At 73.1% G+C, this 20655-nt stretch carries 26 protein-coding genes; 15 read left to right on the forward strand and 11 right to left on the reverse strand.

Annotated elements, in window-relative coordinates; genetic code table 11:
- The first annotated feature begins 327 nt into the window (after positions 1 to 327).
- Together AB0C17_RS03795 and AB0C17_RS03800 are read left to right on the forward strand one after the other, a co-directional pair.
- Positions 328 to 1167: an alpha/beta fold hydrolase gene (locus AB0C17_RS03795; RefSeq protein ID WP_357470577.1), complete on the forward strand. Its 840-nt coding sequence runs from the start codon at positions 328 to 330 to the stop codon at positions 1165 to 1167.
- Positions 1168 to 1266: 99 nt separating this feature from the next.
- A complete protein-coding gene (locus AB0C17_RS03800) occupies positions 1267 to 2067 on the forward strand; it encodes a helix-turn-helix domain-containing protein (protein ID WP_357388596.1) in 801 nt (266 codons plus the stop codon).
- 472 nt (positions 2068 to 2539) lie between these two features.
- On the opposite strand, the gene AB0C17_RS03805 is transcribed toward AB0C17_RS03800, so the two are convergent.
- The gene (locus AB0C17_RS03805; RefSeq protein ID WP_357470574.1) at positions 2540 to 3331 is read right to left on the reverse strand and encodes an AAC(3) family N-acetyltransferase; all 792 of its coding nucleotides are present in this window, start codon (positions 3329 to 3331) and stop codon (positions 2540 to 2542) included.
- 178 nt (positions 3332 to 3509) lie between these two features.
- Between AB0C17_RS03805 and AB0C17_RS03810 the strand changes: the two genes are divergently transcribed.
- On the forward strand, positions 3510 to 4097 hold the full coding sequence (locus tag AB0C17_RS03810; protein ID WP_357388593.1) for a GNAT family N-acetyltransferase: 588 nt from the start codon (positions 3510 to 3512) through the stop codon (positions 4095 to 4097).
- A 33-nt stretch (positions 4098 to 4130) separates the two neighbouring features.
- On the opposite strand, the gene AB0C17_RS03815 is transcribed toward AB0C17_RS03810, so the two are convergent.
- Positions 4131 to 4598: an SRPBCC family protein gene (locus AB0C17_RS03815; protein WP_357388591.1), complete on the reverse strand. Its 468-nt coding sequence runs from the start codon at positions 4596 to 4598 to the stop codon at positions 4131 to 4133.
- Between the two features lie 52 nt (positions 4599 to 4650).
- Between AB0C17_RS03815 and AB0C17_RS03820 the strand changes: the two genes are divergently transcribed.
- Positions 4651 to 5421 carry a GNAT family N-acetyltransferase gene (locus tag AB0C17_RS03820; RefSeq protein WP_357476482.1) on the forward strand — a complete coding sequence of 257 codons (771 nt, stop codon included), beginning with the start codon at positions 4651 to 4653 and terminating at the stop codon, positions 5419 to 5421.
- A gap of 38 nt (positions 5422 to 5459) precedes the next feature.
- Here AB0C17_RS03820 and AB0C17_RS03825 read toward each other — a convergent pair whose 3' ends face one another.
- On the reverse strand, positions 5460 to 6143 hold the full coding sequence (locus AB0C17_RS03825; RefSeq protein WP_357388672.1) for a hypothetical protein: 684 nt from the start codon (positions 6141 to 6143) through the stop codon (positions 5460 to 5462).
- Positions 6144 to 6202: 59 nt separating this feature from the next.
- On the opposite strand from AB0C17_RS03825, the gene AB0C17_RS03830 reads away from it, so the two are divergent.
- Positions 6203 to 9346 carry a BTAD domain-containing putative transcriptional regulator gene (locus AB0C17_RS03830; protein WP_357388587.1) on the forward strand — a complete coding sequence of 1048 codons (3144 nt, stop codon included), beginning with the start codon at positions 6203 to 6205 and terminating at the stop codon, positions 9344 to 9346.
- Positions 9347 to 9379: 33 nt separating this feature from the next.
- Here the strand turns inward: AB0C17_RS03830 and AB0C17_RS03835 are convergent, their stop codons facing one another.
- Both AB0C17_RS03835 and AB0C17_RS03840 read right to left on the reverse strand, forming a co-directional pair.
- Positions 9380 to 10204, reverse strand: a complete 825-nt coding sequence (locus AB0C17_RS03835; RefSeq protein ID WP_357388585.1) for an ABC transporter permease — start codon at positions 10202 to 10204, stop codon at positions 9380 to 9382.
- Positions 10201 to 11157: an ATP-binding cassette domain-containing protein gene (locus AB0C17_RS03840; RefSeq protein ID WP_357388583.1), complete on the reverse strand. Its 957-nt coding sequence runs from the start codon at positions 11155 to 11157 to the stop codon at positions 10201 to 10203. The genes AB0C17_RS03835 and AB0C17_RS03840 overlap by 4 nt, the downstream gene beginning before the upstream one ends.
- A 124-nt stretch (positions 11158 to 11281) precedes the next feature.
- Here AB0C17_RS03840 and AB0C17_RS03845 point away from each other — a divergent pair, with 124 nt between their 5' ends.
- The gene (locus AB0C17_RS03845) at positions 11282 to 11665 is read left to right on the forward strand and encodes a hypothetical protein (RefSeq protein ID WP_357470559.1); all 384 of its coding nucleotides are present in this window, start codon (positions 11282 to 11284) and stop codon (positions 11663 to 11665) included.
- A 47-nt stretch (positions 11666 to 11712) separates the two neighbouring features.
- Positions 11713 to 12270 carry a Uma2 family endonuclease gene (locus AB0C17_RS03850; protein ID WP_357476485.1) on the forward strand — a complete coding sequence of 186 codons (558 nt, stop codon included), beginning with the start codon at positions 11713 to 11715 and terminating at the stop codon, positions 12268 to 12270.
- 21 nt (positions 12271 to 12291) lie between these two features.
- Here AB0C17_RS03850 and AB0C17_RS03855 read toward each other — a convergent pair whose 3' ends face one another.
- Both AB0C17_RS03855 and AB0C17_RS03860 read right to left on the reverse strand, forming a co-directional pair.
- On the reverse strand, positions 12292 to 12813 hold the full coding sequence (locus AB0C17_RS03855) for an SRPBCC family protein (protein ID WP_357388577.1): 522 nt from the start codon (positions 12811 to 12813) through the stop codon (positions 12292 to 12294).
- A 3-nt stretch (positions 12814 to 12816) separates the two neighbouring features.
- On the reverse strand, positions 12817 to 13125 hold the full coding sequence (locus tag AB0C17_RS03860) for a metalloregulator ArsR/SmtB family transcription factor (protein ID WP_357388575.1): 309 nt from the start codon (positions 13123 to 13125) through the stop codon (positions 12817 to 12819).
- A gap of 87 nt (positions 13126 to 13212) precedes the next feature.
- Between AB0C17_RS03860 and AB0C17_RS03865 the strand changes: the two genes are divergently transcribed.
- Positions 13213 to 14142, forward strand: a complete 930-nt coding sequence (locus AB0C17_RS03865) for an LLM class F420-dependent oxidoreductase (protein ID WP_357388573.1) — start codon at positions 13213 to 13215, stop codon at positions 14140 to 14142.
- 174 nt (positions 14143 to 14316) lie between these two features.
- Here the strand turns inward: AB0C17_RS03865 and AB0C17_RS03870 are convergent, their stop codons facing one another.
- Positions 14317 to 14745, reverse strand: a complete 429-nt coding sequence (locus AB0C17_RS03870; RefSeq protein ID WP_357470556.1) for a hypothetical protein — start codon at positions 14743 to 14745, stop codon at positions 14317 to 14319.
- Between the two features lie 67 nt (positions 14746 to 14812).
- Between AB0C17_RS03870 and AB0C17_RS03875 the strand changes: the two genes are divergently transcribed.
- Positions 14813 to 16039, forward strand: coding sequence for an FAD-binding protein (locus AB0C17_RS03875; protein ID WP_357470553.1), 1227 nt, complete (start codon positions 14813 to 14815; stop codon positions 16037 to 16039).
- Positions 16040 to 16041: 2 nt separating this feature from the next.
- Here the strand turns inward: AB0C17_RS03875 and AB0C17_RS03880 are convergent, their stop codons facing one another.
- Complete coding sequence (locus AB0C17_RS03880; RefSeq protein ID WP_357476487.1) at positions 16042 to 17181, reverse strand: site-2 protease family protein; 1140 nt, start codon at positions 17179 to 17181, stop codon at positions 16042 to 16044.
- 93 nt (positions 17182 to 17274) lie between these two features.
- Between AB0C17_RS03880 and AB0C17_RS03885 the strand changes: the two genes are divergently transcribed.
- Positions 17275 to 17544: a type II toxin-antitoxin system prevent-host-death family antitoxin gene (locus tag AB0C17_RS03885; protein WP_174361730.1), complete on the forward strand. Its 270-nt coding sequence runs from the start codon at positions 17275 to 17277 to the stop codon at positions 17542 to 17544.
- Positions 17541 to 17822 carry a type II toxin-antitoxin system RelE/ParE family toxin gene (locus AB0C17_RS03890; protein WP_357388564.1) on the forward strand — a complete coding sequence of 94 codons (282 nt, stop codon included), beginning with the start codon at positions 17541 to 17543 and terminating at the stop codon, positions 17820 to 17822. The genes AB0C17_RS03885 and AB0C17_RS03890 overlap by 4 nt, the downstream gene beginning before the upstream one ends.
- A gap of 55 nt (positions 17823 to 17877) precedes the next feature.
- On the opposite strand, the gene AB0C17_RS03895 is transcribed toward AB0C17_RS03890, so the two are convergent.
- On the reverse strand, positions 17878 to 18078 hold the full coding sequence (locus AB0C17_RS03895; RefSeq protein ID WP_357388562.1) for a DUF397 domain-containing protein: 201 nt from the start codon (positions 18076 to 18078) through the stop codon (positions 17878 to 17880).
- On the reverse strand, positions 18071 to 18949 hold the full coding sequence (locus AB0C17_RS03900; RefSeq protein ID WP_357388560.1) for a helix-turn-helix transcriptional regulator: 879 nt from the start codon (positions 18947 to 18949) through the stop codon (positions 18071 to 18073). Before AB0C17_RS03900 ends, AB0C17_RS03895 begins: the two co-directional genes overlap by 8 nt.
- A 366-nt stretch (positions 18950 to 19315) precedes the next feature.
- Here AB0C17_RS03900 and AB0C17_RS03905 point away from each other — a divergent pair, with 366 nt between their 5' ends.
- From AB0C17_RS03905 to AB0C17_RS03920, 4 genes are all read left to right on the forward strand, one after another.
- On the forward strand, positions 19316 to 19630 hold the full coding sequence (locus tag AB0C17_RS03905) for a DivIVA domain-containing protein (RefSeq protein WP_184687305.1): 315 nt from the start codon (positions 19316 to 19318) through the stop codon (positions 19628 to 19630).
- On the forward strand, positions 19627 to 19881 hold the full coding sequence (locus AB0C17_RS03910) for a hypothetical protein (protein WP_357476489.1): 255 nt from the start codon (positions 19627 to 19629) through the stop codon (positions 19879 to 19881). Before AB0C17_RS03905 ends, AB0C17_RS03910 begins: the two co-directional genes overlap by 4 nt.
- A gap of 76 nt (positions 19882 to 19957) precedes the next feature.
- A complete protein-coding gene (locus tag AB0C17_RS03915; RefSeq protein WP_357470550.1) occupies positions 19958 to 20242 on the forward strand; it encodes a hypothetical protein in 285 nt (94 codons plus the stop codon).
- Positions 20239 to 20649, forward strand: coding sequence for a PIN domain-containing protein (locus AB0C17_RS03920; RefSeq protein WP_357388554.1), 411 nt, complete (start codon positions 20239 to 20241; stop codon positions 20647 to 20649). Before AB0C17_RS03915 ends, AB0C17_RS03920 begins: the two co-directional genes overlap by 4 nt.
- The last annotated feature ends 6 nt before the right edge of the window (positions 20650 to 20655 follow it).

The raw sequence follows: 20655 nt of genomic DNA on the forward strand, positions 1-20655 counted from the left end.
GCGACCGCCACGCAGAGCCCGAGCCGTCGTACCGTCACGTCTTATTCCTGTCTCTCGATCTTGCGGAAGCGCGACGATACATGGCGGACGCAGTGCCGACCATGGGCCGGCTGGACCGGGCGCCGGTCGGCAGGACCTCGGCGATCCCAGGGCTCTGTCCCGAGCCACGCCTCGCCAGAGACCGGCCGGGGCGGATGAGCCTCGGCGACCCGCTGTGACGGCGCGTTGTCCGGATGAATGATCGCGCCGGGCCAGGTCGACGGGCCGGCGACCGACTCAGACATTTGTCCAAGACGAGCACCCGATGCCCCGCGCACCATCGCCTACATGACCCAGCACGACGTCGAGCACCCGCACGGCATACATGTCGTCCACGACGGCCCGCGGCAGGCGCCGCCGCTGGTACTCATCCACGGCTCGGGTGCCGCGAGCGCCTCCTGGGGCCTGATGGTCCCGGCACTGGCCGCCCACCATCACGTCATTCGGGTCGACCTCCCGGGGTGCGGCCGGTCCGCGCCCGCGCCGTCGTACGACGTGGTCGCCCAGGCGAACCGGGTGGCAGCGGTCCTCGACGACCTCGGCGTTCGCCGGGCGGCGGTGGCCGGACATTCCAGCGGCGGCTACGTCGGGACCGCGCTCGCCGAACAGCGCCCCGACCTGGTGGCGTCGCTCGCCCTGATCAGCACCGGTCCGAGCCTTGACGTGCTCCTTCCGCAGCCGGTCGTCCTCCGCGTACTGCTGGGGCCGCTGCTCGGTCCGCTCATCTGGTCGATCCGGCCGGACGGGTGGATCCGCAGGGGCATCGGTGCGACGGCCGCTCGCCCGGTGGACATCCCGGACGAGATGGTGGCCGAGGTACGCGGCCTCACCTACCGCACGATGAGGACGGTTCTCCGCCACAACGCCGAGTACATCGCCGAGCGCGGCGTGCCCGAGCGGATCGCCGCGCTCGAAGTGCCGGTGCTGGTGATCTTCGGCGCTGCCGACCCGCGCTGGGATCCGGCGTCGGTGCACCGGTACGACGCGGTGCCGAACGCGCGGGTCGAGCTGCTGCCCGGCGTCGGGCACATGTCCGTCCTCGAAGCGCCCGCGACCACCGGCGAACTGCTGCTGGACTTCGCGGCGGCGAGTAGCGGCGGCACCCCGCCCGTCACCCCTCAGGCATAGGCTGGTCACGTGCCGTCAAGTGGGCCCTCATCCGACTGGGCGTGGTCGGACGTGGACGTCGCGGTCCCGCGCCAGTCATGTCGGCTGCCGGGGATCAGCATGGCCGGGTTCCGCCGACGTGCGGGCGTGCCGTGGGAGATCGCGATGGTGGCGCATCCAGCCGTCACCCTGTTGCTCGACCTGGGCAAGGGCGACTACACCGTCTACGACGCCCACGGCCGGGACCATCGCGGCAGCGTCGCCGTCGGGCTGCTTCCCGGCGGGTTCCGGGCAGCCGGCCGATCGCGGGTCGACTGCCTCCAGATTCGGCTGGAGCCCGCCGTGGCGGCCACCGTTCTCCACGCGTCGGCCGAGCTCACCGGGGTGGTCGTGCCGCTTGAGGAGATCTGGGGCCGCGACGCCGGGCGAGCCGAGGACAGGCTGCGCGCCGCCACGTCCTGGGACGAGCGGTTCGCGATCGTGGCGGAGATCCTCGGCCGGCGGCCCGCACTCCGCAGGATCGATCCCGAGGTCGCCCACGCATGGCGGCGGACGCTGACCAGCCGAGGGCGCCTGCGGGTCGACGGCCTGGCGGACGAGGTGGGCTGGAGCCGTAAGCGTCTGTGGTCCCGCTTCCGGTCCCAGCTCGGCATCACACCCAAACGCGCCGCCCGGCTGGTGCGGTTCGACCACGCCGCCCACCTGCTCGCGGCCGACCGCACCCCGGCCGGCGTCGCCGCCGAGAGCGGGTACGCCGACCAGTCCCACCTCCACCGCGACGTCACCGCGATCACCGGGCTCACGCCCACGGCCGTGGCCGCCGCTCCGTGGCTCGCCATCGACCACGTCGCATGGCCGGCTTCGCCGTTGACCCGCCATCTGTGCCCGGGTGGCCGAGAAACCACTGACCCCGCAACTTGACCATCAGCTTCGGCGATCGGGGCTCGCAGGAGCACACGGTGTTCTCCGGCTCGTGTGCCCAGTCGAACGGGGGTGGCGTGTCGGGATCGATGACGAAGTTGCCCGGGTACGCCGCGGAGCACTCGGCACACCGGGCTGACAGCTCCATCATCGTGGTGAACGGGCTGCCGTGTTCGGACGGCAGGCACGGCATGAGGTAGCCGTTCATCTCCGTGACGAGGGCCGGCCACTGGGGACGGCAGCGGCACGCCGGCTTCCTGCTCCGGAACAGTCTGATCACGTACGCTCCCACGTCCTGCTGGTGAGCCGGGGAGTCTAGCGGCCCACCGTAACCCCTTCGCCCCGTCCCGTCCGAGCGTCCACCCGTTATCGATCTTGGAGTTGTGGCACCTCGCAAACGCCACTAGCGGGACATCCGAGGCACCATAAGTCCAAGATCGACGGAGCGGGCGCGGCGGGCGCGGCGGGCGGGTCAGGGTGTGCGGTTCGCGGCCATCCAGGCGGTTGCGAAGTCGACCAGTGCGCGCTGGCGCATCAGCCGGGCCGGCGCGCTGCCGACCCGGCCGGTCGTCGCGTCGCCTGTCGCCTCGAAGTCGGCGCCCAGCCGGTCGAAGTCGTCCTCGTCGGTGACGACGTCGGTCCAGGTGGTCCACCGGCTCGTGCCGTCCGGCATGCGTACCGCCGAGCCCGTCACCGCCCGCGGCGGCGACGCCTGGCGCCACTCCGCCAGGTGCAGCGAGGTGTTCGAGCTGTGGTCGCAGCCGAGTAGCAGCACCGTGCCGTCGAGCCGGTACACCGCGCCCAGCGGTGAGTGCTCGCCCAGCGCGTCGTCGAGGCGGTGTCCGTCCACGATGTCGGCGGCGTGCGCGCCGAGCGCGGCGAAGGACACCTGCGGGTGGTCGCTGCGCCGGGCGCCCGGCCAGGTGCGTACCGTCTCGGCGACGGCGCCCATCCACCGGCTCGGCGTGCACGACGGGTCGAAGCCGGGCGTCTGCTCGCGGATGACCGGCCACCACGCCTCTGGTACGGGCGGATGCCGCCACTGCGCCGGGTCCGTGTTCTCCGGTGTGTGCGTCGGCACGACCAGGGTGCCGCCCGACCCGAGCGCGTCGAGGAGCGCCCGCACCACCGCCTCGGTGCCGCCGGCGACGAACCCGAGACTCCGGAACGACGAGTGCAGCAGCAGGACGTCACCTGGGGCGACGCCGAGCGCGCGCAGGTCGTACGCGAGGGAGCTGACGGTGTGCGGCGCGGCCTGGTCCACGCGGCGCAGTGTAGGCGGCCGGTGACGGTGCCGGTGGATCGTTTCTCCGGTTCCGGGATAGCTGCGGTGCCGTCCGGCGTCTGTTGCCGGTGAACGAGGAGACGAGAGTGACGCAGCAGGCCCGCCCACGCTCACGCGGGCGGGTGGTAAGCCGACGGTCCGTAGTGGAAGGTGAGGCATGCGCTTTCCCCTGTCGACACCGCCCGCCGTCCCCGCCGGCAGCCTCGCCGCAGGCCCGCAACCGACGCTGCCCGCCGATGATGGCCTGATCCTGCGCCCGTGGGAGCCGGCCGACGCGCCCGCTGTCCTGGCCGCGTACCAGGATCCAGAGATCCGCCGCTGGCACACCCGCCGGCCCGCGTCGGAGGAGCAGGTGCTCGACTGGTTCGCCCACCTCCACCGGGCCTGGCAGCAGGAGGCGGGCGCGGGCTGGGCGGTGACGCGCGGCGGCGGCGAGGTGGTGGGCCGCATCGCCATGGGCGGCGTCGACCTCGCCGACGGCGTGGCCGCGTGCGCGTACTGGGTGGTCCCGGCCGCCAGGGGCGCGGGCGTGGCTTCGCGGGCGCTGCGGGCGCTGAGCGCGTGGGCGCTCGCCGAGGGCCGGCTGCACCGGCTCTGGCTGGACCACTCCACCCACAACCTCGCGTCGTGCCGCGTCGCGGTCAAGGCCGGGTTCCGGCTGGAGGGCACCACCCGCAGCGCCGCCGTCCACGACGACGGGCGGCACGACATGCATCTGCACGCCCGGGTCCGCGGCGACGACTGACGGGCCACGACCGCCCGGCCGCCTCCGTCGTGGTCAGGCGCCTGGTTCGAGGTACGCGGCCAGGTGCGCCAGCGAGGACGCGATGCCCTCCTCGTGGGCCGTCTGGTCGATACCCGGCGGCACGCCGGTCGCGGTGACAGTCACCTCGGTGCCGCCGCCCGCCGCGCCGAGGTGCCAGGTCATGGTCATGGTGCCCGCGTACGCCGGGTCGTCGGCCTGGAACACGGCGGTCTGCACCACCCGCCGCCCCGGTACGAGTTCGGCGAACCCGACGTCGACCACGTCGGTGGCGTCCGACGTCTTGCCGGGGGCGCCGGCCGGGTCGAGGTAGGTGAGCACCATCCGGAACCCGCCGCCCGGGCGCGGATCCCAGTGTTCGATGCGTCCGCGCATCCCGTCCGGCGGCAGCCACGCCTCCAGGGCGGCCCGGTCGACGAGCGCGTCGTACACCGCCGCCCGGCTCGCGGCGATCGTCCGTCCACCCCGATCGACCCTGCCCACCCCCCAACCCTAGGCCCAGGCCCCACGGCAGGGGGACGGTACGCTCCCGCGAATGCCGGTAGGACCGCACCGCGACGCCCCGGAAGACTCGCTGCTGCTCGGTGACGACGACACCGAGCTGGCCCGGATGCGGCTGCGGGACGACGACGGCACGCCTGTCGCGGCCGAGGTCCGGCCACTGCCCGGGGCACCGCTCGCCGGGCTCGTCGCGCAGGTGCGGCGTGACCTCGCCGGGCACCGGCTGGAGACACCCGACGACGCACTGGCCGCCGCGCTGATCGCCGACGGCCTGCGCCTGGAGCGGGCCGCCACGGACATGCGGCACGCCCTGGCCGACGTACCCGAGCCGGTGGTGCTGCCGGACGGCTGGTCGCTCGGCGCCCCCGGCTGGGACGACGACCTCGCCGAAGGGCTGGACGCCGCGTACGGCCCGGACCACCCGGACGGCCGCTGGCAGCCCGGCGACACCGAGGAGGTACGGGCCATGTTCGACACCGGCGAGCCGGTGCCGCCGCTGGTGCCCGCCTCGGCCCGGCTGATCGACCCGGACGGCCGCAGCGCCGGGCACGTGCTGTGTGCCGGGCCGGTGCCGTGGACCGACGACGACTGCGCCTGGATCCTCAACCTGGGCGTCGCTCCTCGCGCGCAGCGCCGGGGGTTCGGCCGCGCGCTGCTCGTGCACGCGTTGCGCGGCGCACGCGAGGCGGGACTGCCGTCGGCCGGCCTGTCGGTGGTCGACGGCAACCCGGCCCGCCGGATGTACGACGCCGCCGGCTTCCACGTCCTCACCCGGGTGCTCACGGTCCGGATCCCCGACGCGTAGCCCGCCGGCCGTCGACGCGCTCCCGCGGCGGTGAACCCTCAGGCGCCGGTGAGCAGAAGGCGGTGCTCGGACCAGAGCCAGCGCAGGTAGTCGCGCAGCCGTTCCGGGCTGGCGATCCAACCCTCGCCGGGATAGCGGAGCAGCCGGCTGACTTCGCCGGCCACCAGGTCGTACCCGGCCGCGCCGGTCTCCGGCACCGGGGCGTCCGGTGCGACAGCCACGGGCAGCGGGACGATCGGGATCCGCAGGCCGGCGTCGTCGCAGGCCCGCAGCACGGTGAGGTAGACCCGGACCAGGTGGTACGGCGAGACGACGAGCGCGACGCTGCCGATGCCCAGCGCCCGTACCCGCTCCACGATCCACACGGCCTGCCGGCCGGTGCCGGTGACCGGCTCGGCCTGGAGCACCACCCCGTCGACCCGGCGCAGGCCCAGTCCCCGCAGCCGGTCCAGCGTCAGCGGGTGGTAGGTCCGCTCGGCCGGATCGGTGTTCGCCACCAGCAGGTGCCGCACTGCCGGGCCGGTCTCCCAGGCGCGGATCGCGTCGGTGAGACGCCAGTCCTCGCCCTGGCCGGTGGGCACCACGAGCGCGTCCACCCGCTCGGCGGCGCGGTGGGGGAGCGTGAGGACCATCGTGACCGCCTCCAGCACCGCCAGGAGCCGGTCGGCGGGGACGTCCGCGAACGCCTCGGCCGGTACGAGCCGGGGCAGCGGGCGGGACACACTCGTCACGCCCGCGATCTTGCCAGCATCGGGTCTGCGGGGAATGAGAGAGTGGCACGGTGCAGGTGGGGATCCTCGGGCCGCTTGAGGTCCGCGACGGCGATCGGCCGGTCGGCGTCGCCGGGGCGCGGCTGCGGGCGCTGCTGATCCGTCTCGCCCTCGACCCAGGCCGGCCGGTGAGCGTGTCCGCGCTGGCCGAGGCGCTCTGGGGTGACGAGCCGCCGACCGACACCGCGAACGCGGTGCAGACGCTGGTGTCGCGGCTGCGCCGGGCGGTGCCCGGGCTCGGCGTACGCAGCGGCCCGGCCGGCTACCGGCTGGATCTCGACCCGGACGACGTGGACGCCGGGCGGTTCGAACGGCTGACCCGGCAGGGGCGGGCGGCGCTTCGCGACGGGGACCCGGCGACGGCGCGTACGACGTTGGGCGACGCGCTCGCGCTGTGGCGGGGGCCGGCGCTGGCCGAGGTCGCCGACGTCCCGTACGCGGCGGCGGCCGTGGCGCGGCTGGCGGAACTGCGGCTCACCGCGCAGGAGGACCGGATCGAGGCGGAACTGCGTACCGGGCGGCCGGAGCTGCTGGTCGCCGAGCTGGAGGAGCTGACCGCCGCGCATCCGTTGCGGGAACGGCTGGCCGAACTGCACCTGCGGACTCTCGCCGCCGCCGGGCGGCCCGCCGAGGCGCTGGGCGCGTACGAGCGGATCCGGCAGCGGCTCGCCGACGAGCTGGGCGTCGACCCGTCGCCGCAGTTGCGGGCCGCGCACCTGGAGCTGCTGCGCGGCGAGGCGGCCCTGCCGCGGCCGGCGCCCGTGGCGCGGCGGGGCAACCTGCGGGCCGCGCTCACCACGTTCGTCGGGCGCGACGAGGACCTGCGCCGGCTCACCGGGCTGCTCGCCGGCAACCGGCTGGTCACCCTGCTCGGGCCGGGTGGAGCGGGCAAGACGCGGCTGGCCAGCGTGGCGGCGGGCGAGCTGGCGGACGGCGTACCCGGCGGGGCCTGGCTGGTCGAGCTGGCGCCGATCACCGACCCGGCGGACGTGCCACGGGCCGTGCTCGACACGCTCGGCCGGCGGGACCGGACGCTGGAACCGGCACGCCAGCCGGCCCGCGACACGCTCGGCCGCCTGGTGGAGACGATCGCCGCCGACGAGACGCTGATCGTGCTGGACAACTGCGAACACGTCGTCGAGGCCGCCGCCCGGCTCGCCGAGGAACTGCTCGGGCACTGCCCGGGACTGCGCGTGCTGGCCACCTCGCGGGAGCCGCTGGGCATCGTCGGTGAGGCGCTGGACCCCGTACCCCCGTTGCGGCTGCCACCGGCGGACGCGGCGCCGGGCGACGCGCTCGCGTACCCGTCGGTGCAGTTGCTGCGCGACCGGGCCGCAGCGGTGCGGGCCGGGTTCGGGGTGACCGGCGACAACGTGGCGGACGTGGTGGAGATCTGCCGGCGGCTCGACGGCCTGCCGCTGGCCATCGAACTCGCCGCGGCGCGGCTGCGGACGCTGTCGCCGCGGCAGGTCGCGGCCGGTCTGGACGACCGATTCCGGCTGCTGACCGGCGGCAGCCGCACCGCGCTGCCCCGGCACCGCACGCTGCGGGCGGTGGTGGACTGGAGCTGGGGGCTGCTCACCGACGACGAGCGCCGGCTCGCCGAACGGCTCGCCGTCTTCCCGGCGTCGGTCACCGCCGACTCGGCGGCCGGCGTCGCCGGCCCGGCCGCCGCCGCGCTGCTCGACGCGCTCGTCGACAAGTCGCTGCTCCAGGTGGTCGGCGACGGGCGGTTCCGGATGCTGGAGACCATCCGGGAGTACGGGCTGGAACGGCTCGCCGCCGCCGGGGCGACGGCCGGGGCGCGCGCCGCCCACGCGGCGTACTTCCGGGACCTGGTCCGGACCGCGGAGCCGCACCTGCGCACCGCCGGTCAACTGCCGTGGCTGCGCCTGCTGGAGGCGGAACGGGAGAACATCGTCGGCGCGCTGCACTACGCCTGCGACGCCGGTGACGCCGACACCGCGCTGCGGATCGGTGCGGGGCTCGCGTTGCCGCTGGTGATCTGGGGCGACACCGGCGGCATCGGCGGCGACGTGCTGGCCCGCGCGCTGGCGCTGCCCGGCCCGGCGCCGGCGGAGGAGCGGGCGGTGGTGCTCGCCATCCGCATCGGCGCGGAGCTGGCGAACGGGGAGCGGGGGCCGTCGCCGGAGCAGATCGCGGAGCTGACGGCGGCGCTGCGGGCGGCGGAGGGGACCGGGCACCCGATCGTGGGGCTGCTGGCGCCGATGTTGTCGATCTTCGGCGAGGACACAGCGGCCGGGATCGCCGCGATCGACCGGGCGCGGGGGCACCCCGATCCGTGGACCGACGGCACGCTGCTGGCGATCCGCGGCAAGTTCAAGGAGAACGACGGCGACGCCGAGGGCACGCTGCGCGACCTGACCGACGCCGCCGGGGAGCTGCGCGCGGTCGGTGAGCGGATGAGCCTGTCGCACGTGCTCAGCGAGTACGCGGACGCGCTCACCAAACGCGGCGACTTCGCGGCGGCGACCGAGGCTCTGGAGGAGTCGGTGCGGCTGGCCCGGGAACTCAACCCGGCCTCGGAGCCGGGCTTCCAGTTGATCTGGCTCGCGGCCATCCGCGCCCGCGCCGGCGACGTGACCGGCGCCAAGGCCGAACTGCGCCGGTTCGTGACCGGCCGGGACGGGCGGGACGCGGCGTTCGGGCTGATGATGCTCGGCAGCATCGCCCGCTCCGACGGCTCGCTGGACGAGGCGCGGGAGTGCCTCGCCGAGGCGACGCGCCACCAGGCGGAGACGCCGCTTCCCGCCCCGCAGTTCCACGCCCTGCTGCTGACCGAGACGAGTCACCTGGCGCTGGCCCGCGGTGACCTGCCGGGGGCACGCCGGTGCCTCGACGAGGCGACCACGCGCAGCCTCGCCGCCCGGGACATGCCGGTGGTCGCGATCATCGCGGTCGGCTGGGCGGCGTTGTCCTCGGCGGAGGGCCGGTACGAGCGGGCGGCCGAGCTGCTCGGCGTATCCGACTCGCTGCGCGGCCGGCCGGACCGGTCCAACCCGGACGCGCAGCGGCTCACCGAGCGGCTGCGCGCCGAGCTGGGCGAGGACGGATACGCCGCCGCGTACGCCCGGGGCAGCGGCCGGAGCCGGGCCGACGCCCTCACGTTCGTGGGCGGCGACCCGGCTCGGTGATCGTGCGGCCCGGTCCGGGCCGGTGCGGTCTGCTCAGGCGCGGCGGCGGTAGGCGCGGACGGCGAGCGGCGCGAACACCGCGATGATCGCCACGGTCCAGAGCAGCGTCCGGCTCACCGGCCCGGCCACCGGACCACCGATCATCAGGCCCCGGGTCGCCTCCATTACGTCGGCCACCGGGTTGACCCCGACCCACCACTGCAACCAGCCGGGCAGCGTGTCCGTCGGCACCATCATGTTGGTGCCGAAGGTCAGCGGGAACAGCAGCAGGAAGGCGGTGCCCTGCACGGCGCCCGGGCTGCGCATCACCACGCCGAGCAGCACACCGATCCAACTGACCGCGAACGCGAACCCGATGGTCAGCAGGCAGGCGGCGAGCGCGGACAGCGGATCGGTGCCGACCCGGAAGCCGAGCGCGTACCCGAAGCCCAGCAGCACCACGATGGAGACCACGAACCGGACCAGGTCGCCGACCACCGAGCCGACGAGCGGCGCGGACCGGGCGATGGGCAGGCTGCGGAACCTGTCGAAGACGCCCTTCTCGACGTCGGTGTTGAGGCTGACGCCGGTCGCGATGGACGCGAACAGCACGGTCTGCACCATGATCGCGGGAAGCAGGAGCTGGAGGTACTCGTGCTGTGAGCCGGCGACCGCGCCGCCGAGCAGGTAGACGAAGATCAGCACGAAGACGATCGGCTGGAGCGTGACGTCCAGCAGTTGCTCCGGGGTGCGTACCGTCTTGACCAGGCTGCGGCCGGCCAGCGCCAGACTGTGCCGGAACAGCCCGAACGGGCGGCCGGCGACGTGGGCGGTGCCGGTCCGGGACGGCGTCGCCGCCGCGCGGGTCGTCGTGGTCATGCCGCCACCTCCGTGGACTCCTCGGCACCGTGGCCGGTCAACGTGAAGAACACCTCGTCGAGGCTGGGCAGCCGCAGCGCCAGCTCCGCCACCCCGATGCCGGACTCGTCGAGACGGCGCACCACAGTCGGGAACGTGGCGTCGCTGTCCACCGGCACGGTGAGCAGGCCCGGCCGGGGCAGCTCGGGATCGGCCCCGGTGCTGACGCGCAGGATCTCGGCGACAGCGCCGATCCGGCCCGGATCGGTCGGCCGGACCACGATCGTCTGACTGCCGGCGATCCGCTTCAGCTCGCCGGGCGTGCCGTGCGCGATCACCCGCCCGTGGTCGATCACCGAGATCTCGTCGGCGAGCGCGTCGGCCTCGTCCAGGTACTGCGTGGTGAGCAGCACCGTCGACCCGTCGTCGACGAGCGAACGGACCACGCCCCACATCTCCTCCCGCTTCGCCGGGTCCAGGCCGGTCGTCGGCTCGTCCAGGTAGATCACCTCCGGCCGGCCGACCAGGCTCGCGGCCAGGTCCAGGCGACGGCGCATGCCACCGGAGTACGTCTTGGCCGGTCGCCCGGCCGCGTCGGTCAGGCCGAACCAGGCGAGCAGTTCCGCCGCCCGCGCCCGTGCCTCGCGGCGGCTCAGGTCGAGCAGGCGGCCGATCAGCGCCAGGTTCTGGGTGCCGGTCAGGTCCTCGTCGACCGAGGCGTACTGGCCGGTCAGCCCGATCAGCCGGCGTACCCGGGCGGCGTCGGTGACCACGTCGTGGCCGCCGACGGTGGCGCGTCCCCCGTCCGGGCGCAGCAGTGTGGCGAGGATCCGTACCGCAGTGGTCTTGCCGGCGCCGTTGGGCCCCAGCACCCCCAGCACGGTTCCCCGGCGTGCGGCGAGGTCGATCCCGGCCAGCGCGGTGGTCGTACCGAACCGCTTGACCAGGCCCTCCGCTTCGAATGCGTAACTCATGACGCCGACGATGACCGGGGCCGCTGGCACCCGGCGCACACGCCGCGCACACGGCCGTGTGCGCTGCCGGAATCGAGTACGCGTGCTCATTCGCGCGGGCCGCCGACCGGGCAGGATCGGAGGCGTGACAAGGAGACGTACGCTGCTCGGCGGTCTGTTCCTGGCGCTCGCCACGGCCGGTGCCTGGGCGGCTTGGCTGAGCTGGGAATCAGGCTGGACCACGGACCCGGAGACGGGCGACATGAGCGGGCCGTACGCGGTCTGGCAGGTCGCCGCCGCGGTGCTGACCCTGTGCGCGCTGGCCGCTGTCGGCGGCTGGTGGCTGAACGTCTGGCTGGTGGCGACGGTGATGACAGTGGCGTTCACCGTCCCGTGGGCGGTGCACGCCGCCTCGACAGACGACACCGGCCTGTGGGCGGTCGGTGCGGCGCTGGTGGCCATCGGCACCACCATCGGCACGACGCTGGTCGGCGGCGCCGCCGGGTGGCTGCGCCGCCGGACCGCGTGACGGGCTGGATGCCGCGGTGATGCCGGCTGCTGCCATAGGATGGCGTCATGAGCGCTGAGGCAGTCGGCATGCACATGCCCGCCGTCGTGACGCTCGACGACGTCGCGAAGATGAACGCCGTCGACCCGAACGGTCACCGCTACGAGACCAGCCCCGAGGGGGTTCTGTCGGTCATGCCGCCGCCCGACTCGGAGCACGCCATCATCGCGAGCCGGATCTTCGCCTGGCTGATCATGGCAGGCTGGCCTGCCGAGCAGGTGCTCCAGGCCGTCGGCGTTCGGGTGCCCGGGCCCAGCGGTGACGGTGGCCGGATTCCCGACATCACGGTGTGGCGGAAGCCGCCCGCCCGTCGAGTCTGGTCGGCCGTGGCCGACCTCGTGCTGGTGGTCGAGATCGTCTCGCCCGGCTCGGAGACCATGGACTCGGCGACCAAGGCCCGGGAGTACGCCTCGGCCGGCATCCCGCGTTACTGGGTCGTGGAGCGGGACGGCGCGCAGACCGTCACGCTCCAGGAGCTCACCGGCGACGGCCGGTACGCCGAGCACGCCCGGATGCCGCTCGCGTGGCTGCTGCAGACCGCCCCCGCCGACCACCTCGACGGGTAGGACGAGCCGCGCGGGAGTGCGTCAGTCGCGGTCCAGGCGTTCGGCGTACGCGTCGCGCAGCTCCGCCCAGCCGAAGTCCTTCGCCTCCGCGCCCCGGATCGGGCCGACCGGGTCACCGTCGAGCAGATGGGCGGCGACGTCCAGGCACAGATGCCAGCCGGCGGCCATCGACGGGGCCAGGTCGGGCCGGGCGACCCGGTGCCGCAACGTCAGCGTGGTGCCGTCGCCTGTCGCGGTCAGCTCCCAGCGGAGCAGGTCGTCGCCCCAGGTGTACTCCAGCAGGTTCGGCCGGTCCGCGCGCAGCACCCGGGCCGGCGCCGGGTGGGTCTGCTCGCCGTCGACGGTGCTGAGCACGGCGTCGCCGGTGCGGCCCAGGCCGCGGTCGGCCAGGAACGGCGCCCACCCGGCAAGTTGCTCCGGGTCGGTGAGCGCGGCCCACACCTTCTCCGGCGGGTGCCGCAGGGCGCGGACGAAGATCAGTTCGTTTTCGGGGGTCAGCGCCACCCGGGCGAGCGGGCCGGGACGGAACGAGTCGCGGTCCATCTGTCACTCCTGACTGTCGAGATGGCTTTCCAGGGCGTCGAGATGCGCGGTCCACATCGACCGGTACGGCCCGAGCCAGTCGTCCACTGCCCGCAGCGGCGCCACGTCGACCCGGTAGATCCGCCGCTGCGCGGCCGTGCGGCAGGTGACCAGGCCGGCGTCGCGGAGCACGCGCAGGTGCTTGGAGACCGCCGGCTGGCTCATGCCCAGCGCGTCCACCAGCTCGCCGACGCTGCTCTCCGCCCGGCGCAGCCGGTCCAGGATGCGGCGCCGGGCGGGCTCGGCCAGCACGGCGAAGGCGTCGACGGTCACGACTTCAATATGCCGCATCCGTTATATGCCCGGCAAGGAATCAAAGGTGGCGCTGCCCCGCGCCGGCCGGCTCCCTATGCTCGGGGGATGGAACTGCGGATCTTCACCGAGCCCCAGCAGGGCGCCACATACGACCAGCTCCTCGCCGTGGCCCGCCGCGCGGAGGAGACCGGCTTCGCCGCGTTCTTCCGCTCCGACCACTACCTGAAGATGGGTTCGGTGAGCGGTGATCCCGGCCCGACCGACGCCTGGACGACGCTCGCCGGCCTGGCCCGCGACACCACCCGGATCCGGCTCGGCACGCTGATGACAGCCGCCACGTTCCGGCTGCCCGGCCCGCTGGCGATCACCGTGGCGCAGGTCGACCAGATGAGCGGCGGCCGGGTCGAGCTGGGCATCGGCACCGGCTGGTACGCCGAGGAGCACACCGCGTACGGCATCCCGTTCCCGCCGCTGGGGGAGCGGTTCGACCGGCTGGAGGAACAGCTCGCGGTCATCACCGGGCTCTGGTCCACCCCGGACGGCGCCACGTTCGACTTCCCCGGCACGTACTACCCGGTCAGCGACTCGCCCGCGCTGCCCAAGCCGGTGCAGCGCCCCCGCCCGCCGATCCTGCTCGGCGGCATGGGACCGAAGCGCACGCCCCGCCTGGCCGCCCGGTACGCCGACGAGTTCAACCTGCCGTTCGTCTCGGTCGAGGACACCGTCACGCAGTTCGGGCGGGTACGCGACGCCTGCGCCGCGATCGACCGGGACCCGTCGACGATGATCTGGTCGAACGCGCTCGTGCTCTGCTGCGGCCGGAACGAGGCCGAGGTGAAGCGTCGCGCCGAGGCGATCGGGCGCGACCCGGCGGAGCTGCGCGCGAACGGCGCCGCCGGCACGCCCGCCGAGGTGGTCGAGACGCTCAGCCGGTACGCCGAGGCGGGCAGCTCGCGCGCCTACCTCCAGGTGCTGGACCTGACCGACCTGGACCACCTGGAGCTGGTGGCCGCCGAGGTCATGCCCCAGCTCTGACCCGGCCCCTGCCCGCCCCCCGTCGAGATCTTGGTACCAAACGGCCCCATAGGGGCCCTTTCATGCCAAGATCTCCATCTATCCCACCTTGCGGAACAACAATCTCGCTTTACGGGAGGCGCTCCCGCGCCAGAACTCCAAGATCGTCGCCGAGTCGCGTGAGTTTCGGGCGGGTCAGCTTGTTGTGGCGCGGCGGACGGTGTCGAGGCGGCCGTCGCGGTCGCTGTCCAGGTACGTCACGTCGGGCACACCGTCCCCGTCCAGGTCGACCTGCACCACGTCGGCCACGCCGTCGCCGTCCAGGTCGGTCACCACCTCGACGGAGCCGTCCAGGTGCCGGGTCACGATCGACCGGCCGGAGGCCTGGCGTGGCGGCGGCCCCGGGTGGGGCACCGGGACCGGCTCGGGCTCCGGCGTGGGCCCCGGCACCGGCGCGGTCGCGGCGGGCACCACCCCCACAGCGGCAGGCGGCATCTCCGCAGCGGCGGGCCCCACACCGGCGGGCGGCATCTCCGCAGCGTCGGGGTCCACGCCGGTCGGGTCGATCTCCTCCTCCGACGGGTACACGTCGCCGCGGAGGCTCGGGTCGCGGTAGCTGCTCATCCCGCCAGGATTCCCGCCGAGTGGCCGGGGCAACCCTGCCGGCGCATGATGGCGGATGATGCAGCGCATGACGGAGACCAACTGGGCCGGAAACGTCAGCTGGTCGGCGCGTACCCGATCGCGGCCGACCTCGACCGACGAGCTGCGGCGGCTGGTCGCGGAGGCCGACCTGGTCCGGGCCGTCGGCACCGGCCACTCGTTCAACCGGCTCGGCGACACCACCGGCACCCAGATCACGCTGGACGGCCTGCCGCCCACCGTCGCGCTCGACCCCGACCGCGGCGCCGTCACCGTCGCGGCCGGCCTGCGCTACGGCGACCTGGCCACCGCGCTCCAGGCTCAGGGGTACGCGCTGGCGAACCTCGCCTCGCTGCCGCACATCTCGGTGGCCGGCTCGGTCGCCACCGCCACCCACGGTTCCGGCGCGCGCAATCGCAACCTCGCCGCCGCCGTCGCCGCGCTGGAACTGGTCACCGCCGACGGCGACCTGATCACCGTCGACCGTAGTGACCCGCGCTTCGCCGGGATGGTGGTCAATCTGGGCGCGCTGGGTGTGGTCACCCGGCTCACGCTCGACGTGGTGCCCACGTACGCGGTGCGCCAGCACGTCCGCCTCGGCCTGCCCCGCGCGGCGCTGGACGAGGCGCTCGACGCCGCGTACAGCGTCAGCGTCTTCACCTCGTGGCGCTCGGAGCGCTTCGACCAGGTGTGGGTCAAGCAGCACGCCGACGAGCCGCCGCCGCCGGCCGACTGGCTGGACACGGTGGCCGCCGACTCGCCCCGGCACCCGGTGCCCGGCATGTCACCGGAGCACTGCACCGCTCAGCTCGGTGAGCCGGGGCCGTGGCACGAGCGGCTGCCGCACTTCCGGCTCGGCTTCACCCCGAGCAGCGGCGACGAGTTGCAGTCCGAGTGGCACGTGGCCCGCGCCGACGCCTCGGCGGCGCTCGCCGCGCTCGATCCGGTCGCCGACCGCATCGCCGCCGTGCTCCAGATCTGTGAGCTGCGTACGGTCGCCGCCGACGAGCTGTGGCTGAGCCCGAACTTCCGGCGCGACTCGCTGGCGCTGCACTTCACCTGGATCGGCGACCCGGTGGCTGTGGCGCCGGTGCTGGCCGAGGTGGAGGAGCGGCTCGCCCCGTTCGCGCCGCGCCCGCACTGGGGCAAGCTGTTCGAGCGCGATCCGGCCGCCGCGTACCCCCGGCACGCCGACTTCGCCGCGCTGCTGCGCGAGTTCGACCCGAAGGGGAAGTTCCGCACCGCCGAGATGGACCGCTACTTCCCCCGGGACTGAGGTCAGCGCCCGGCCGGTACCTGCTGGCGCAGGCTGCCGCGCTGCACGGCCCGGCTGATGTCGCTGGGCGAGACGATGCCGACAAGCTGGTCGTCGATCACCACGAGCGCCCGGCCGTCGGTGCACTCGTTGAGGCGGGGCAGCAGGTCGGTGAGCTGCTCGTCCGGGCGGGCGAGCACCAGTTCGTCGGCGCGGCAGGACACCTCGGCCAGCGTGGTCGAGGCGCGGCGGTCCGCCGCGATGCCGCGTACCCGATCGAGCGTGACCAGACCGACCGGCCTGCCGTCGACGGTGAGCGGGAGTGCCGAGTGCCGGTACGCGAACAGGTAGTGGTCGACGAAGTCGGCAACTGTGAGGTCGCCGGACGCGGTCTGCGGCTGCGGCGTCATCACGTCGCCGACCCGGATGCCGCGCAGCGCGTCGCCCATCCGGGCGGCACGCTCCTCCTGGCCGGCGGCGCCGAGCAGGAACCAGCCGATCAGCGCCAGCCACAGCCCGCCGAACCCGGCGCCGGTGAAGAACCGCCACAGCCCGAGCCCGATCAGCACGACGCCGAGCACCCAGCCCGCGCGGGCCGCCACCACCGACGCCTTGGTCCGGTCGCCGGTGAACTTCCAGACCGCCGCGCGCAGCAGCCGCCCGCCGTCCAGCGGGGCGGCGGGAAGCACGTTGAAGATCGCCAGCAGCACGTTGATGCCCGCCAGCCACGCCAGCGCGCCGAGCAGCAGGCCGTGCCCGCCGGCGGCGGCGACCGCCACCGCGATCGCCGCGAAGAACACGCCGAGGATCAGGCTGACCAGCGGCCCGACTCCGGCGATCCGCAGCTCTGCGCCCGGGTCCTTCGCCTCGCCCTTCAGCTCGGCGACACCGCCGAACAGCCACAGCGTGATCCCCTCGACCTCGATGCCGTTGCGCTTGGCGACGACCGCGTGCGCCACCTCGTGGGCGAGCAGGCCGACGAAGAAGACGACGGCGGCGGCCAGGCCGGCCGCGATGTAGGCGACGGGGGAGTGACCGGGGTACGAGGCGGGGAACAGGCTCGCCGACAGCGCCCACGCGATCAGGACGAAGATGACCAGGACACTCCAGTTGACGCCGACCGGTACACCCGCAATCCGGCCCAGCCGGAAACTCGCCCTCATGTTTCCGTCATACCCGGCGCACCCACCCGCACACCAGAGCCAGCAGGCGGCACTTTGCACTCGTACGAGTCGTACGAGTTGTACAATCGGGATATGAGCGAGCCCGCCGCCGAACTGCCGATCTCCGATGCCCGAGACAGCCTCGCGGATGTCGTGTCACGTGCCCACTACGCCGGGCGGATCACTTACGTGACCCGCCGGGGGCAGCGCTTGGCGGCCATCGTCCCCGCCGAGCTTGCCGAAGCGATCGAGCGAGCCGAGGACGCCGCAGATGTCTCGGCGGCCCGCGATGCCCTGGCCCGTATCGACGCCGGCGACACCCCCGTCCCGCTGGCCGACCTGCGCGACGAGCTCGGCCTGTGACGCTGCCACCGGAGCCGGTCTTCGCCGTCCGGGTCGATCGAGCCGCTGCCAAGCTGCTGCGCAAGCTCGATAGACCCGTGCAGGCCCGCCTTGTCGACGCCGTCGCCTCGCTGGCCATCGAGCCCCGTCCGGCCGGGGTGAAGGCGCTAGCCGGGCATCCCGGTCTACTGCGCATCCGGGTCGGTGACTACCGCATTATCTACACCGTCCGCGATCGTGAACTGATCGTCCTCGTGGTTCACCTCGGCCATCGTGGCGATGTCTATGACACGCTCTGAGCCTGACTCCGGTGAGATCATGATGCCGCCGCTCCGGTGTCGGCGCGGGCAACGGTCAGCGGCTCAGCGTCTCGCTCTTGACGGCCCGGATGAAGGCGGCCCAAGTGCCCGGCGGGAAAGCGAGGGCCGGGCCAGCGGGGTTCTTGCTGTCGCGCAGGCCGACCACGTCGGGGAGATTGTCGGCCACCTCCACGCACTCCCCGCCGTTGTTGCTGCGGGTCGACTTGCGCCAGACGGCGCCGGTCAGGTCAGGCACGGGAGTACTCCTCTGCGACATGCTGGATCAGGCTCTTCGACTTGGACTCGCTCAGCGCGCGGCTCGCTATGTCAGTCCAGATGGTGTTGTAGGCGTCGGTCTCGTGTGGCTTGTCGAGGTAGATGGCACCGGTAGCGGCTTCCAGGTATGTCACCGGCGGTTCCACCTCCTTGCCGCTGCTGTCTCGCGGAAATTCCAGGATCGAGAAAGCCCCGGCCATCGCTCCGGCGTGCAGCCCGGAAGAAAAAGCTAGAACCTGCACGGTTACGTTGGGTAGCTCTGCGGCCTTCAGGATCTGATGTAGCTGCTCGGTCATGATGGTCGCTCCACCAACCGGACGCCGCAACACCGCCTCGTTGACTATCACGCTGAGTTGTGGGGCGGAGAAGCGGGTGAGAAGTGCCTGCCGCTCCACGCGGAGCTGGATGGCTCGCTCTTGGCCCTCGCGGTCACCTGCCTCGATGGCGCCGCCGGGCATCCGGAAGAGCTGCTCGGCGTAGGCGCGCGTCTGGAGTAGGCCGGGAACCAACTCGGCTTGGTACTGCCGGATGCTGGACGCCGCTGCTTCAAGGCCGATGTAGAGCTGGAACCAGCGCGGAAGGCCCGAGCCGATGTAGTCGTGCCACCAGTTCTTGTTTTCTCGCGTGGCCGATGCCATGGCGAGAACCAGTTCGCCGTCCTCCTCCGAAGCGCCGTAGAGCTTGAGCATCTCCTTGACGTCCGCCGCGCGGAACCGGACGTTCTCGGCGCCGCTCTCGATGCGATAGAGGGTTGCCCTCGCCCGGTCCAGTTCCTCGGCGGCCTTCTCCATCGTCAGCCCGGCAGCCTTGCGGAGGGATTCGAGTTTCCTGCCCAGCTGTCGCCGAAGCATGGTCGATCCCGTTACGGCCTGTGACACCCCTGCCTCCGATGGTCAGGTCATAGTTGACGCGCCTCCGTTCAATTAAACGCCGCTGATGTATCAGAAACAATAGACACGTCACGCTGAGTTCTACTAAATGCATGTGGCTCTAGTAGGACGCTCTCTGTTAGACGTTGCATTTGACTAGATGCGGTGCTTCACTTCCCCTGCGGCCACTGTGGAGTTCTCCTGCTCAATGGCCATGTGAGCCCTGCTGACGTACTGCTGGTCGAAGGCTGCGGTGGCAGGTGCCCGGGGTGGGTCCGCCGGTGCGGGGCGGGCCGGTGGGCCCGCCCTTCCACGGTTCGATCTCGACGGTGAGGGGCAGGTCCTGTCATGCGCGTCTTCCTCCGGCGTGTCCGGCGTCGCCGGCGATCGGTCCTCGGATCGACCTGCTACCGCTCGTCCGCCTACCAACCCCTGCGCCCGTGGCAGGTCCGTGAGCGGAGCTTCCGGACGACCCAACTGGGCCGGCGCGGGCTCGACCCGCAGGAGGTGCGGGAGTTCCTCGACCGCGTCGCCGGTGACCTGGCCGCCGTCTACGACGCGCTGGCGCAGAGCCGCCGGGAGACAGACCGAATCAAGAACGCGCTGCGTCGCTGGCAGTCGGAGCAGGCTCGGGCCCGCAACGAACGGGGGTACGACAGGTGACCGAGCGATGGGTGATCCACCTGCCGGTCGTCGTCAACGACCTGCTCTCCGCTCAGCGGCTGGCGCGGGTGGTGGCGCACTGGACGTATGTCCTGCCGCAGACCGAGCCGGGCGGCACCACCGTCTCGGCGGAGGACGACCAGAACGTCCGCCACTGGGTGTTCTGCGACCGGTTGCTGCCCGGTGGGCAGCGGTGTCTGCTCCGGCCCGGACACGACGGTGAGTGTTCCCGGCGGTTCCGGCCGCGATGAGCATGCGCCGGAGCAGGGTCGGACGACACCCGCGTGCCGCACCGCAAGCGGAGTATGCACGAGCTATGGTGAGAGTATGACGCGGCGCATCACGATCAGTTTGCCCGACGACGTGGCCGAGTACGTCGAGCGGTCGCACGGCACGACGTCCGGCTTCATCGCCGACGTGCTCCGTCGCAAGATGCGCGCGGACGGCCTGCGGGCTCGATGGGCCGAGCACGGCTACGTGGTGACCGACGAGGACGTCGAGCGGGCCCGCCGGAGGCTGGCCCAACAGCCACCGATCAGCGACGAGCAGCACGAACGGAACATGGAGTGGCTGCGCCAGTTCGGGGACGGTGACGGGGCGGCCGCCGCGTGAACGGGCTCGTCCTGGACACGTCCGCACTGCTCGCGTACGCCGCGGGCGACAGCGTCGAACCGGGCGCGTTGCTGACCCTCGCGCAGGAGGATCCCGAGCAGGAGGTGTGGATCCCGGCGCTCTGCCTCGGGCAGGCGCAGCTTCAGGTCGCGGGCACTCCGGCCGCCGACCTGCTCGATCTGCTCCTCGACACGGACCGGGACATCCGGATCGCGGTCTACGACGGCCCGACCAGCCGGCGGGTGGCCCGGATCGCGGCGAGCCGGAAGGTGCCGCTCGACGTGGCCCATGCGGTCGCCACCGCCGTGCTCTACCGCTGCTACCTGGTGACGCGGGACGCCGAGACGGTGGCGGCAGCGGCCCCACCCGATCTCGAAGTCCTCGACATCTCCGACTCGTGGGAGTGAGGGCCG

The organism is Micromonospora sp. NPDC048887, from assembly GCF_040649715.1.
GTDB lineage: Bacteria > Actinomycetota > Actinomycetes > Mycobacteriales > Micromonosporaceae > Micromonospora.